This window comes from Teredinibacter purpureus (assembly GCF_014217335.1).
Taxonomy (GTDB): domain Bacteria; phylum Pseudomonadota; class Gammaproteobacteria; order Pseudomonadales; family Cellvibrionaceae; genus Teredinibacter; species Teredinibacter purpureus.
This window is the reverse complement of sequence record NZ_CP060092.1, coordinates 525,064-539,570: the sequence shown is the minus strand read 5'-3', so window position 1 is coordinate 539,570 and position 14,507 is coordinate 525,064. Positions and strand designations below refer to the sequence as shown.

The following is a 14,507-nucleotide window of genomic DNA, read 5'->3' as shown; positions in this document are numbered from 1 at the left end:
ACATTTCGTCTTTGGGTGTGTTTTGTTCGGTTAGCTTGTCACAGCGTTGGGGTAGTGTTTTTGCACTTGCTTTAGCAGGAAACTATAACGTTTATATTGTTTATTGTCGCCACTAATTTTGCCCACGGCACGCAAACTGCGTCGACACAATTTTTCGTAACGTTCTGAAAAACCATGTGATTCAGTGTCCGCAATAACCGCCTGAATAAGGTTGAGATTCAAGCCGCTGTGTCGAGGGTAGGTGGAAAGCGCTTCTATAAATACATCGATAGCGGAATCGAACGATTTCTTTTCGTACGATGAAATACCATCTTTGGTGAGTTTGGAGGCGACTATTTTTCCAGCATCACTGATTGGTTCTGCGCTTATCCCGTCGATCAGTTGCATAACGGAGGTATCTTTTGCATGTCGTGCGGCTAGGTTTACCAATAAGTTCTGAGCGTCTTGTTCTGCATCCATTGCTTGGTAGGTGCGCGCCATCTCGAGGCTGGTTTCGACGGGCGGTGAGGCTAAGTTCTTAAACAATTTTTTGGCTTTGTCGGCGGAAGCTTTGGCCTTTGCTTTATCGCCTAGCCCTAAAAGTACTTGCGTTTCAACCATCTGGGCTTGGGCGACAACTTCGGGTTTGTCAGCATAGCGTTTTCGTGCGCGATCGAGAAAACTAGAGGCTTGCCTGCCTAGCATTTTAGCGTCTGTAGACTCGTCGCCCTGTATAACTTCTGATACCTTGCGTGCGTAATTGAAATAATCCTGTTCGGACTCATGACAAGAATTTAAACCCCATTTAATGGCATGTTGGTGGGACTTGAGGGCCGTCTCTTCATCGTGATTATATTCCGCGAGTTTTGCCAATTGGCGGTGCCGTAAAACCGATTTTGGTGAGATCCGTGTCGCGTTTTCCGTAGCATGTTGTGCGCCTACTATGTCCTTTCGTTGCGAATGCACTTCAGACAACAGGTCGTGGGCTTCAATATAGCGATCATCTTCTTTAATAATGGAGTTAAGCACTTCTTCCGCTGCATCTAAATTACCCAACTCAAGTTGGGTTTTGCCTAACCCCAGTTTTGCCCAAATAACGGGTTTTTTTGAAATTACACTTTCGTAGAGTTTTTTAGCATCTTTAAGTTGTTTGAGTAGAAAATGTAACTGGCCCTTCATTTTTAGGCAGTCGCCGGCATAGCGACTGCCTTGGCTAATTAATTCGTTACAGCTGTCTAGTGCGTCCTGATATTGTCCGTCGGAAATAAAATTCTTGATATGTTGTAACGATTCATGCCGAACTATGGCTTTGTTGAGGCGAACCTTGAGGGACTGCTGAGTGTACGGTTTGGTGATGTAATCGTCGGGTTGGCACTCGAGTGCGCCCAGAACCATCTCACGTGATGACTCGCCTGTGATCATTACAAATAGGCTGGTCATAAGCAGCACGCGAAGATAACGGACTTCCTCAAGTATTTGCTGGCCATCTTTTCCCGCGCCAAGATTGTAATCGCACAGCACGATATCGTATTTTCGCTTGCCGCAGGCCTTTATAGCTTCTTCACCATTGGCGGCGGTATCTACAGTATGAACGCCGAAGGTACGCAGCATGCGCGTGAGAGAACCTCGAATTTCAGGGAAGTCATCAATGACTAAACAGCGTTTATTACTGTATATCTTAACGATATCGATCTGCCGTAATTCTTGGCTGCCGGACGGGTCTAACAAAGGGTTCATGCGCAGTTTGCTCAAGCGACGTTTATCCGATTGGGCTTTGGTGCATAGGCCTGCAATCGACGTTAGGTTGAGTAAAGTCTAGGCAATAAACCTCTACTTTGCCGGAAAGCCTTGAGTCGTCGTGAGGGTAATTGATCAGAATGTGAATGCTGCAGGCAGTATACGGCAGTGCGATTGCACGACTGCCGTATTAGAAAGGCTAAGGAGAGATGTTTTTAACGAGGATTTTGGAATTGCGTTGGTAGTTATACAGCGCTTTACGTTCGCCAGGCAAATTGTCGAGTGTACTCTCTTGAAAACCCTGCTCTAAAAACCAATGGGCGGTTTGGGTAGTAAGAGCGAAGAGGCGTGTCATCTTTAGTTTTGTGGCTTGCCGTTCAATGTGGGTCAGTAGCTTTGCGGCGCGACCGCCGCTCTGGTATTCCTGATGAATAGCAACACAGGCGAGTTCACCTGCCGTTTCGTTTTCTATGGGGTAGAGTGCAACACAGCCGACAATTAAATTATCTTTTTCCATAACGGTGAAAAAGCTAATCTCAGTCTCGAGGCGCTCTCTAGAGCGCTTCACGAGAATACCTTTTTGCTCTAGTGGCTCAATTAAATTGAGTATGCCGACGACATCTTCGATACGGGCACGGCGTATTGTTTCATAGCTATCACGGTAAACCATGGTGCCGGAGCCATCGCGTGTAAAGAGTTCTTTGAGAAGTGCTCCGTCCTCATTTGACGATACCACATGGGCGCGAGATACGCCGCCGTCACAAGCCTTATGGCAAGCACGTAAAGCAAAATAGGTATTGGACCGAGTGTGGTGTTGTTGCTCCACCAAAAAACGCTCGCATTGTAGTAAGGTCAGTTCACGAAATTGTTTGTCGGCTTTATCGATAATAGGGCCGTCGTCGTTATAGGCAATGAGTTTGTCGGCTTTCAAGGCAGTGGCAATATGAATTGCGACATCGGCGAAACTTAAATTAAACGCTTCGCCGGTAAAGGAATAGCCTAGAGGTGACACGAGCGTTAGTGCACTATCGATAAGCTGTTTTTGAATAGCATCGGCGTCGACACTACGGACTTTTCCGGTGAGCTGATAGTCGATACCATCGAGTACGCCGCGCGGCATAGCGGTGACGAAATTACCACTGCGCACTCGAATTTTAGCACCATACATAGGCGATTCTGGCAGCCCGCATGAAAAAGCGGCTTCAATGCTGAAGCGAGTTTCGCCAATGGCTTTCATTACGTCTACTACGTGCTCTCGTGCGGTCACCCGAACGCCATTATGAAATTCTGATTGAATGTGTGAGGCTTGGAGCTGTCGCTCTATCTGGGGGCGTGCGCCATGTACAACAACCAGCTTAACGCCCAAGCTATTCAGTAGCGATAGATCATTGATTATATTATCGAAGTTCTCTTGTTCGATGCAGTCCCCGGGTAGCATGACAACAAATGTCTTGCCGCGATGGCTATTGATGTAGGGGGATGCCTGGCGGAACCAGTGTATGTATTGGTCTGCTTTATCTGTCACGTGCGTATCGTCTGCGTTGAGGCGCAAAATTGCGCAATGATTAAAGGGGCAACTGTTTTAAAGTACCGAGTATAAAGTATTCGCGAGTTTAGTTGCGTTACTCAGGTTGTGCGTGAACACACAATTCTTCGATAAGAGCGCGAATGACGGAGACGGCGGGCTCGATCTGGTTCTGTTCTATGTATTCGTTGGGTTGATGCGCTTGATCAATAGAGCCTGGCCCCATTACTAATGTCTGCATGCCGAGTTTCTGTAAAAAAGGGGCTTCGGTGGCAAAGGCTACCGATTCGGCCGTGTAGCCGGTCAAACGTTCCGCCACCGCGACAAGGGTGCTATCCGCTGGCTGTTCGTAGGGTTCGATGCCGCCAATTAAATGCTCCAGTGCAATGGGCGTGTGATGCGCTTCCCCGATGGGTAGCAGGCGTTTCGCCAGCTGTTGATGGAGTTCGCTAATATCCATGCCTGGTAGCGGCCTTAGATCAAAATGTAATTCACAATGCCCACAAATACGGTTGGGGTTATCGCCGCCGTGGATATGGCCGAGATTTAGGGTAGGAACGTTGACAGCGAAACCCGCGTGACGATGGTTTTTTTGCAGTTGCTGACGAAAAGACATTAATTCGTCCATAACCGCATGCATGGTGTCGAGGGCATTATGGCCTAGCTCGGGGTTGGACGAATGGCCTGCGAGCCCTTGAATGCGCACAGACTCCATCATAATCCCCTTATGCATACGTATAGGGCGCATTTCAGTCGGCTCCCCAATTACCGCATAGCGCGCCTTGGGGCGTCCAGCGGCGGCAAGCGCGCGTGCGCCGCTCATAGAAGACTCTTCGTCAGCGGTCGCTAGAATGATAATGGGTTGCTGCAAAGAGTGGAGCTGGTCTTTCAGGGCATCGAGTGCGGCGAGTACAACCGGAAAGAATCCCTTCATATCAGTTGCGCCAAGCCCATAGAACCGATGATTGGCATCGCGCAAAGCGAAGGGGTCTTGCTGCCAGCGATCGGGGTTACAGGGTACGGTATCCGTATGACCCGACAATACTAGCCCGCCAGGGCCGCTGCCCAGTGTGGCAATTAAATTAGCTTTGCCGTCGCCAACCTCCATCAATTCTGTATCGAAGCCCATAGGGCTTAACCATTCCGCTAATCGCTCTACAACTGCGCGATTACCCATATCCAATTGGGGCGAGGTACAGCTTACGGAAGGTAAGGCTACCAACTGGCGTAGGCGTTCAGTGAATAGGTGTGTATCGATCATAAATAAAATTGACCCTTGATTACGGTAACGGCGTCACCCGCTATTTTGACGCGATCACCGCACAGCTCAAGGCTTATTTCACCACCTCGCTGGGAGAGCTGTCGGGCTGTAAACGCTGTTTTATTATGTGATTGCGCAAAATAGGGCACAAGCGAAGTATAGGCAGAACCTGTTGCGGGGTCTTCATTGATTCCTTTGGCTGGTGCAAAAAAGCGGCACACGAAATCCACGTCGTCGTGTTCTCCATCCCCTATAGCCGTACAGCATACGCCGTATTGAGGTAATTTTTTTAGCAGCGCCATGTCGGGGTTTAGTGCCGCAATCTGTTCGCTGGTGTCAAACACAGCTTGTATGCGTGTGGCGTTTGTTTGGACCCGTGTAGGCGTAGCGCCCAAAGCATCTACAAGTGCCTGACTAACGGTATCGTCAGAGAGTGGTCGAATGGGGAAATCCAGTTCAAGCTTTTTATCGGGTCGTAGAGCGCAACTCAGATGGCCGCTGAGTGAGCTAAAGTGGATGATGTCGCCCGAGAAGTTCATATGACGGAAAAGTACATGTGCGGAGGCAACGGTAGCGTGCCCGCAGAGATCGATTTCAGATAAAGGGGTAAACCAACGAATATCGAAATCGAATGTGTCTTTACTATTTGGTACTAAAAAGGCTGTTTCAGATAAGTTCATTTCGTTAGCGATAGCCAGCATTTGACTGTCGCTAAGCCATTCGTCTAATACCATTACGGCGGCGGGGTTACCGCTAAAGCTTTTATTGGTGAATGCGTCAGCTTGATAAAAAGTAAGTTCCATTGGGGAATGTCCTGTGGTGATGATACAAAGGTTCTTTCATTCTCAAAAACGGATACAATCATTGCAAATACTAGATGAGTACTGCGTAAAATAGCGTTATGAAATCACCCTTTATTACAGAACGATCCCTAGACTTGCGCACGCTGCTGCTTGAACTTGTCGACGAAAGTATTCTTCAAAAAGAAGACGCTAACCTATTAATGGGTGCTCATCGTACGCGTGAGCAAACACTTATGCACCCGCTTTCTTATATCGCGTCTCAAGCATTAGATGACATGCGACGTGAAGGGAAAAAACTAGACGAACCGCATCTAGTCGAGTGGTTGGCGCAAAAAAGTGGGTTGAGTGTTTTTCATATAGACCCAATGAAAACCCCCGTTGCCCTTGCCGCAGAGATTATGTCCTATCAGTTTGCGAAACGGCATGGCCTTTTGTGTGTAGGTATTAATGCCGATGCCGTGATTATTGCCGTTACCGAACCCTATTTAACAGATTGGGAATCTCAGCTAGCGCAAACGGTTAGCCAGCAAATAAAAAGAGTATTAGCGCTACCGTCTGATATAGAACGGTATCGCGTAGAGTTTTATTCGTTAGCACGTTCTGTTTCCGGTGCTGAAGATGGTGGCGGTAATCGACCTTCCGGGGCCGCAAATTTCGAACAACTATTAGAGTTAGGGAAATTAAAAGACCCTGAAGCTAACGATCAGCATGTTGTAAACATTGTTGATTGGCTGCTTCAGTACGCATTTGATCAACGCGCTAGTGATATTCATATAGAGCCACGCCGAGAAATATCGCGTATGCGTTTTCGTATTGACGGCGTGCTGCACAATATTTATGAATTTCCTGCTAACGTGGCCACGGCCATCGTAAGCCGCTTAAAAATTCTAGGCCGAATGAATGTAGCGGAAAAGCGTAAACCTCAAGATGGCCGATTAAAAACAAAGCGTCCCAATGGCATGGAAGCGGAGCTGCGTCTTTCCACTATGCCGACAGCCTTTGGTGAAAAACTGGTAATGCGCATATTCGATCCCGACGTGCTGTTTCGAACGTTCGAAGAGCTGGGGTTAATGGGCGAAGATTACAAACGCTGGCATAGCATGACCGAACAGCCTCACGGCATTTTATTGGTGACAGGCCCAACGGGCTCGGGTAAAACAACAACGCTTTACTCCACTCTGCGTCAATTGGCGACCGAGCAGGTAAACGTATCCACTATCGAAGACCCTATCGAAATGGTCGAAGAGGCGTTTAACCAAACACAAGTTCAACACAATATAGACTTTGATTTTGCTTCGGGTATACGCACGCTTATGCGGCAAGACCCCGATATTATTATGGTCGGCGAAATTCGCGATAAAGAAACTGCACAAATGGCCGTACAAGCAGCGCTAACAGGGCATTTGGTGTTATCCACTTTGCACACCAATGATGCGGCGGCGGCGATTACACGGTTACTAGATTTAGGCGTTCCTAGCTACCTTCTAAAATCCACCGTATTGGGTGTTATGGCGCAACGTTTAGTACGTACCCTTTGCCCACATTGTAAACGTGAAGCTACTATTAGCGACAGCGATTGGGATGCATTGATTAAACCCTGGAAGGTGGTTAAGCCTGCAACTATTTTCGAACCGGAAGGTTGCTTAGAATGCCGCAATACCGGCTACCTTGGGCGCCAGGGGGTTTATGAAATTTTGTCGCTGAGTGAAACCGTACAAGAGCACATAACCGAAACCTTAGATTTGGTTTCAATGCGCCAGCAGGCGATGCGTGAGGGTATGCGAACGTTAAGGCTTTCTGGTGCGCAAAAAATTGCACAAGGAAAAACAACGCTGGCAGAGGTTTTACGTGTAGCACCTCCGCCAGAGAAATAAGCTTGAACAGCGCTATTTGTGTATGAGATGTTAAGGGGTTTTGTCGGCTTCTACTCGCTCAGAGTATCGATCGACTAAATAGTCTGAACGGCCCCTAGTCAGCAACGTAAACTTCATTAATTCCTCCATAACATCAACAACACGATTATAGTAGTTTGACGGTTTCATTCGGTTGTTATCATCAAATTCTTCGTAGGCTTTCGGTACAGAAGACTGATTCGGAATCGTCACCATTCTCATCCATCGCCCTAAAACTCGGAGCTGATTGATAACGTTAAATGATTGAGAGCCGCCGTTTACTTGCATCACCGCCAACGTCTTTCCTTGTGTCGGGCGAATAGAGCCTACCGATAACGGCACCCAGTCAATTTGAGCTTTCATAATGCCCGTCATGGCTCCATGCCGCTCTGGAGAACACCATACCTGCCCTTCAGACCATTGCATTAAACCCCGTAATTCTTGCACTTTTGGGTGTGATTCCGGCGCATCATTAGGAAGGGGTAATCCCGAAGGGTTGAATACCTTGCATTCTGCGCCGAGAGCAATGAGGATGCGCTCGGCCTCTTCCACCAATAGCCGACTAAACGAACGCTCCCGTAAACTGCCGTACAAAAGCAGTATCCTTGGTTTGTGTGCATGGCCTTCTTTTGCGTGCAGCTTGTTGTGATCTATGGTTTGAAAATGCTGCTTTTTAATATTGGGTAAGTCGCTCATGTATTACCATTATCTATGTGAGAGTTATAACTTTTTGTTAAGTATACAGATTTTTTTATTCGCAAAAAACGAACGTTAACTAACAGCGCTAAAGATAGCGTCGTAACGCGACCGTTACCTCGAAAAATATCTCGCTATCATTGAAATACAGTGATGTTTTCGTCAAAAACACCGCCCAGTAACATGAAAGAGTCTAACGGTATATTCACGGTATAAATGCCCGTGCCCTGCGGCATTCGCCTGTTCTATTACAATACTCCAAACACTCGGATACTTGCGTTGAATCAAATTTTGAGAGGTTTAGCTGCGTACAATAACCCGTACAAGAACTGAACTCTTTGGATGTTGTGCCGGATGTGCTGTTCGTGAGTTTTCAACTCCTATACTGATAACGCCGAACCCTGTGCAAATAAACGAGACCACAAGAAAACTCTTCGAGTATTATCGGTTACAAGATCCAACTATTTAAACACCTGAAATAAGTACCACAATAATCAGGTATCAATACTGACGATCAATAACGGCTCAAAAGGCGGTGAGATCTAACGAGGCTTCCATGAATATTAAAGCGGATATACACACACAGGGCGTTACCGATACCATCGAAATGCCATTCGCCAACCCTTGGGATGGTTTTTCTCTAGGTGCTTGGCAAGAAAACGTCGACATACGTGATTTTATCCAAAAAAATTACGATCCCTATGAAGGCGATGCAAATTTTTTAGCTGGCCCAACGTACCGTACCAAACAGTTATGGGAAGAAACGTTAACGTTATTAAAGGCCGAGCAAAAAAAAGGAGGCCCACTCGATTTTGATGCAGAAACTCCCGCGAGTGTTACGTCACATAAGCCCGGTTATATCAATATTGCGTTGGAAACTATTGTAGGGCTGCAGACAGATGCACCTTTAAAGCGTGCGATTGTGCCTTACGGCGGTATTCGTATGGTTCAAACGTCTTGTGATACCTACGGAAAGCCCCTAAATCCCGAAGTACTGGAAACCTTTAGTAAATACCGAAAAACCCATAATGCGGGTGTATTCGATGCCTACACGCCTGAGATTTTACGTTGTCGTAAAGTAGGTGTTATTACCGGCTTGCCTGATGCCTATGGCCGTGGTCGAATTATTGGTGATTACCGCCGTATAGCGCTTTACGGCACAGATTTTTTAGTGAAAATAAAGAAAGCCGAAAAAGTTGAAACAGAAGAGTGGAGTATTACAGAAGATACTATTCGTTTGCGTGAAGAGTTGTCTGAGCAAATCCGCGCTTTAGACGATATAAAAGTTATGGCAGCAACTTACGGTTGCGATATTTCACGTCCGGCGTCTAGCGCAAAAGAAGCTGTACAGTGGACCTACTTTGGTTACCTCGCGGCGGTTAAATCACAAAATGGCGCTGCCATGAGTTTCGGCCGCACCAGTACCTTCCTCGACATTTACATGCAACGTGATATCGAAGCTGGCCGAATGACAGAGGCCGATGCACAAGAGCTTATGGACGACCTTGTTATTAAGCTACGCTTAGTGCGCTTTCTTCGAACGCCCGAGTACGATGAATTATTCTCAGGCGACCCTGCGTGGGTAACCGAATCCATTGGTGGTGTGGGTGAAGACGGAAGACCATTAGTGACAAAAAATTCTTTCCGCGTGTTGCAATCGCTTTACAACTTAGGGCCGGCACCTGAGCCTAACCTTACCGTATTGTGGTCCCAAGACTTACCTCGAGGCTTTAAAGAGTTCTGCGCGAAAGTATCAATCGATACGTCATCGATTCAATATGAAAACGATGATTTGATGCGCGGCAAGTTTGGCGATGATTACGGCATAGCCTGTTGTGTATCCGCGATGCCCATCGGCAAACAGATGCAGTTTTTTGGTGCTCGCGCCAACTTGGGTAAAACATTGTTATACGCCATAAATGGCGGTATTGATGAAAAGAGCGGTATGCAAGTAGGGCCAAAAGCTGAAGTAATGTCGGATGAAGTGTTGGACTACGATAAAGTGATGGAGCGTTTTGATCTCTACATGGCGTGGCTTGCAAAAACCTATGTTTCGGCGTTGAATATTATTCACTTCATGCACGATAAGTATGCGTACGAAACGCCTTTAATGGCACTTCATGATCGTGATGTCAAACGTACTTTAGCGTGTGGTATTGCAGGTTTATCGATAGTGGCGGATTCGCTTAGCGCTATTAAGTTCGCAAAAGTAAAACCTATTATGGGTGCGAACGGCTGGATAGACGACTATGAAGTAGAAGGTGATTTTCCCATGTATGGCAATAATGATGATCGCGTCGACAGTATTGCGAGCGACATCGTCAGCCGTTTTATGAATCATGTGCGAACCAATAAAACCTACCGTGATGCAGAGCCTACGCAATCGGTGTTAACAATTACCTCTAACGTTGTATACGGCAAGAAAACGGGTAATACACCCGATGGTAGGCGCGCAGGCGAACCTTTTGCGCCTGGAGCAAACCCCATGCACGGCCGCGATACTAGCGGAGCACTAGCCTCGTTACTGAGCGTTGCCAAACTACCCTATGAAGACTCTGAAGATGGTATTTCGTACACCATGAGTATGGTGCCGAATGCGCTGGGTAATGAAGCCGTCGACAAAACGCGTAATATGGTTGGTTTGTTAGACGGGTATTTTGGCGCGACAGGCCATCATATTAATGTAAACGTATTGAATAGAGAGCTATTGATGGATGCGATGGAAAATCCCGCCGATTATCCTCAGCTTACGGTAAGGGTTTCGGGCTATGCGGTGAACTTTACAAAGCTTACCAAAGAGCAGCAGCAAGATGTTATCAGCCGCACGTTCCATGGCTGTATGTAAAAGAGTTTCATGACCTGTTGGCCGCTCCGGCGGCCGTTTTTTACGCCATACAATTTAATAATGAGATTGCAATAATCTCGCCTCGATAGGAACTCGCTAGAGTTCCTTTTTTTTGTTTTGGTGATTTGCGTGCGTAGGGCAAAAATAGCAGAGGCGGGTGTGGTTGACACAAATGTTGTAGTGAATACCTATTATCTACGTGTCAAATGCGTTATTCAGCGTTGTGGAATTTTTATGCCTAAATATAATGTAACGCGTCAGTCACACCTATTGGTATGAACAATTGATTTTAATGTATGAGTTATTATGTGAAGCGCTAGACGATTGTTGAGAGTGGGACGCGTTTTGGTTGACTCAAAAAAGACTACTGGATAGTTTTACATGAGACAGGAGGAGGCACTGGTTGCCTGTCTTGAGGTAAGAATAACGAGTGAGAGCCTCTAGGTTTTCTCCACTGTTTAAAAACTATTAAACCAGGAGTTTAGATATGTTGAATAAATATAAATTTGCAGTAGTTTTTTGTGCGACATTTATTGCCAGTGCAGCCATCGCCGACTGTGTTGTTCAGGGGCCTTACGGCCCTATTACAGTTCCTTCTTGTGGAACGGCAACGCCTACTCCCACACCCGTACCTACGCCAGATCCAAACCCTGAACCGGTTCCCTGTTATGTGCAAGGCCCATACGGCATTATTGATATTAGTGCTATGAACCCAAATTGCGTGCCTTAACCTCCTCGTAATCTGGCCGTGTTCCGGCCAGATTTAGATCTCTTCTACCGTATTTTTTTGAATTCCCGTGGTGAATCGCTCTTAATCTTAACGACCTTTTTTCGGCAGACCAACCGAATTAAATCGGTGTCGGTTTGATGTACTTCGACGTTTTTTACACGGCTAGCGGTTACGCTTAATTGTGGAGGAGCTCCCATGTCATTACACATCTCAGATTTAGATAAGTGCTTTCTCGATGCTTTTGAAAACGCTACTCTTGATATTAAAGCGTTTCATCACCGAGAGCACGTGCGCTTAGCGTATATTGAATTAACATTAAATGACGTACACACGGCCTATCGAAAAATTCGTTCGGGCTTATTGCGGTTGCTGGATCACAATGGCATCGACCGACAGCAATACCATGACACACTCACCTTCGCGTGGGTGCAAGCTGTGCGACATTTTATGTACCTTACCGACAGGTCAGTATCGGCAGATGATTTTATAGCCCAAAATACCGTCGTGCTCGATAAAAGCGTCATGTACACACACTATAGTTATGAGCTAATTAAGCAAGAGCATGCTCGTGTAGCTTATGTTCCACCAGATTTACAACCGATCCCATTACATGGCTAGTATTAATCCTCAGCAGATTTATGGGTAGGTTAAGCCCCCCATAAATGCGCTATCGCGCCAATTGTATCGCTTGATCTAGCGCATCTATCGTCACCGAATAACCACTACAATAGACTTGAGAGCCTTCTTACGCTCTTGAATAATGCCGCTTTAATGCGGTTCTTTCCTTCCGGTTGTTAGTGATTGATTGTAAGTATGAATAGATTTCAAGATATCGATATTATCGACGTTGATCAGGAGCATATGCTGGGCCGTATCCATTCGTTCGAAAATAGCAGTGCGCTCGATGGCCCGGGGATTCGCGTGGTAGTGTTTATGCAAGGCTGCCAGTTCCGTTGTAAATATTGCCACAACCGCGATAGCTGGGATTTGCACGCAGGCGAATTGTATAGCGTGGCCGAAGTAATAGAGCGTATTTTGCCTTATCGTTTATTTATGCAGGCGTCTAATGGTGGTGTTACCGTTTCGGGCGGGGAGGCCTTATTGCAGCCAGAGTTCGTGACACTATTGTTCAAGCAATTAAAAAAGCTGGGTTTCCATACGTGCTTGGACACGAATGGTTATGTCTCGGACCATTTATACGGGCCTAAGCTTGATGAACTGTTGTCTTATACTGATTTGGTTTTATTAGATTTGAAACAGTTGAATCGACGTAAGCATGAGGCACTCACAGGCGTGAGTAATGATAGGCCTCGAAATTTCGCACGCTATTTGGCGGATTGCAACTTCCCTATTTGGGTACGACATGTGTTGGTGCCGGGTTACACCGACGACGAAAAAGATTTGCGCGCATTGGCCGTATTTCTTCAGCCCATGCTCAATGTAAAAAAAATTGAAATTTTACCTTATCACCGCATGGGTATAACAAAGTGGGAGGACATGGGCTTTGACTACCCGTTGGCGGCGGTAGAACCGCCTCTGCACGAGAAGGTGCTGGAGATTGTGGACATGTTTAAAACAGATTACGGTCTGACTGTTTTTGCACCCTAATAAAACGGTGTGCGTGCAGGTGTAAATACTGCAAAAAAAGGTGGCCATTGTTAGGCCACCTTTTTTTGTTAGTGGCGGTGCTCGTAGCGTTCAAAGTCAGCGGGATTGATGGGGGTTCTAATCACATCATTGAGTTTTGCTAAGCCTGATGACGCTGTTGAATTGAAGCACCAGTTACCTTCGTTGGTTACGATAGGCGCTTCAAGCTCTTGATAAAACAGGGTCATATCGATAGTGGGCAATAATTCGTTGGTGACAAGCATTGCTCGGCTTTTAACATCGGTGTTGCCTATCCAGTTTAAAGCAGACCAGCCAATCAGGTATTCATCGCAATAGGTTTCTGTTTCGACAGGGGTGACAAACGCGACTTGATAATCAATGTCCCAAAAGTATTTCATCATGGCGACTTCAAACAGCATTGCGACATCTTCGAATTGTGAGCTATACGCGTAGGCGTCGGCGGCGGCATCGTTTTCGTATTCCTCGCCCACAAATTCGGCACTGTATTGCCGTTGCGTTGATGAGGGCGTGGTGCCACGGTACATGACACGGCCGAGGCCGTGAAGGATGTCAGAGGTTAAGGGGTCTGTGTTGGATAGGCGATCAGACAAGCGACCGTTAGCAAGGTTTGCGATTGCTTCATCGACGGTATTGTTGAGGTTGATAGAGCCGTAGCTGTCGTAGGGTAAAAAATCGTTCACGTGGGCAAGTTCGTGCAGCAACAAACGGGCACTGATGAGGATGACGCTGCTGATACTGCGAGACTCTTGATCATCGAGGCTGCCGTAGGTAAAGGCATAAGTTCCGAACCGTGTGTAGCGTGACCATGCTCGAAAGGACAAAGGGTCTGAGAAACCTGCTCGGTAATCTTCTTTTGTATTAATGGTGGTTTTTTCGGCGTTGGTGGTCCACAGGTAAAAGGGATCTAGGTAAATAGCGCCTGTATTGCTGGAATAAAATGCAGGGCGTATATCATCATCAATAACAATAGCCGTTAACCCGCGGAACAACGTGAGCATTTCGTCGGGGTAGGCGTTGAGTGCTTGTTCAAAGCGTTCTGCCATCCAGTCGTGAGAGACCAGCACGCGACCCATTATGTCGTCGACGGTGGGTGAGTCAACTTCCATACCGAGAAGGGGGAGAGTGTCTAGATCACATGCGGCGTTAGTGTTTTCTACTTGGGCCAGTGCACAGCGGTATAAGACGTTCGCGTAAGGTGCATCTGAACGCCAGGCAGCGACATCATCGAGGGTGTCTGAGGGAGCATCGGTGTTGGAGTTGTCAGTGTTGTTATCGTCAACAAGCCCTATGCGGGAGCTTATTCCGCCGTTGCTACTTCCGCCGCTGCCACCACCACCGCATGCGGTAAGTAAGGCTAACCCGGCAATAGCACAGGTACGAATTATGAGGGGTAATTTCATTTTGAGTCTC

General features: G+C 46.9%; 11 protein-coding genes. 5 read left to right on the top strand and 6 right to left on the bottom strand.

The window, feature by feature from the left end:
• Positions 1-30: 30 nt before the first annotated feature.
• The 4 genes from H5647_RS02160 to H5647_RS02145 all read right to left on the bottom strand — a co-directional run bounded on the left by H5647_RS02160 (position 31) and on the right by H5647_RS02145 (position 5,305).
• Entirely contained in the window at positions 31-1,716 is a 1,686-nt protein-coding gene (locus H5647_RS02160; protein WP_045855959.1) for a response regulator, read from the bottom strand.
• Between the two features lie 199 nt (positions 1,717-1,915).
• Positions 1,916-3,241, bottom strand: coding sequence for an amino-acid N-acetyltransferase (gene argA, locus H5647_RS02155; RefSeq protein ID WP_045855957.1), 1,326 nt, complete (start codon positions 3,239-3,241; stop codon positions 1,916-1,918).
• Positions 3,242-3,338: 97 nt separating this feature from the next.
• Positions 3,339-4,502 (bottom strand): acetylornithine deacetylase, encoded by a 1,164-nt coding sequence (gene argE / locus H5647_RS02150; RefSeq protein ID WP_045855955.1) that lies wholly within the window; start codon positions 4,500-4,502, stop codon positions 3,339-3,341.
• Complete coding sequence (locus H5647_RS02145) at positions 4,499-5,305, bottom strand: PhzF family phenazine biosynthesis protein (RefSeq protein WP_045855954.1); 807 nt, start codon at positions 5,303-5,305, stop codon at positions 4,499-4,501. The genes argE and H5647_RS02145 overlap by 4 nt, the downstream gene beginning before the upstream one ends.
• Positions 5,306-5,403: 98 nt before the next feature.
• Here H5647_RS02145 and H5647_RS02140 point away from each other — a divergent pair, with 98 nt between their 5' ends.
• Positions 5,404-7,179, top strand: a complete 1,776-nt coding sequence (locus H5647_RS02140) for a GspE/PulE family protein (protein ID WP_045855952.1) — start codon at positions 5,404-5,406, stop codon at positions 7,177-7,179.
• Between the two features lie 30 nt (positions 7,180-7,209).
• Here H5647_RS02140 and arsH read toward each other — a convergent pair whose 3' ends face one another.
• Positions 7,210-7,893, bottom strand: a complete 684-nt coding sequence (arsH, locus tag H5647_RS02135; RefSeq protein ID WP_045855951.1) for an arsenical resistance protein ArsH — start codon at positions 7,891-7,893, stop codon at positions 7,210-7,212.
• Positions 7,894-8,449: 556 nt separating this feature from the next.
• Here arsH and pflB point away from each other — a divergent pair.
• From pflB to pflA, 4 genes are all read left to right on the top strand, one after another.
• Positions 8,450-10,738 carry a formate C-acetyltransferase gene (pflB, locus tag H5647_RS02130; protein WP_045855948.1) on the top strand — a complete coding sequence of 763 codons (2,289 nt, stop codon included), beginning with the start codon at positions 8,450-8,452 and terminating at the stop codon, positions 10,736-10,738.
• A 487-nt stretch (positions 10,739-11,225) separates the two neighbouring features.
• Complete coding sequence (locus H5647_RS02125; RefSeq protein ID WP_045855946.1) at positions 11,226-11,468, top strand: hypothetical protein; 243 nt, start codon at positions 11,226-11,228, stop codon at positions 11,466-11,468.
• A gap of 195 nt (positions 11,469-11,663) precedes the next feature.
• Positions 11,664-12,086 (top strand): hypothetical protein, encoded by a 423-nt coding sequence (locus tag H5647_RS02120; protein WP_045855945.1) that lies wholly within the window; start codon positions 11,664-11,666, stop codon positions 12,084-12,086.
• 195 nt (positions 12,087-12,281) lie between these two features.
• Positions 12,282-13,076: a pyruvate formate-lyase-activating protein gene (pflA, locus tag H5647_RS02115; protein ID WP_082086929.1), complete on the top strand. Its 795-nt coding sequence runs from the start codon at positions 12,282-12,284 to the stop codon at positions 13,074-13,076.
• Positions 13,077-13,144: 68 nt separating this feature from the next.
• Here the strand turns inward: pflA and H5647_RS02110 are convergent, their stop codons facing one another.
• Positions 13,145-14,497: a hypothetical protein gene (locus tag H5647_RS02110; RefSeq protein ID WP_052691819.1), complete on the bottom strand. Its 1,353-nt coding sequence runs from the start codon at positions 14,495-14,497 to the stop codon at positions 13,145-13,147.
• Positions 14,498-14,507: the final 10 nt, after the last annotated feature.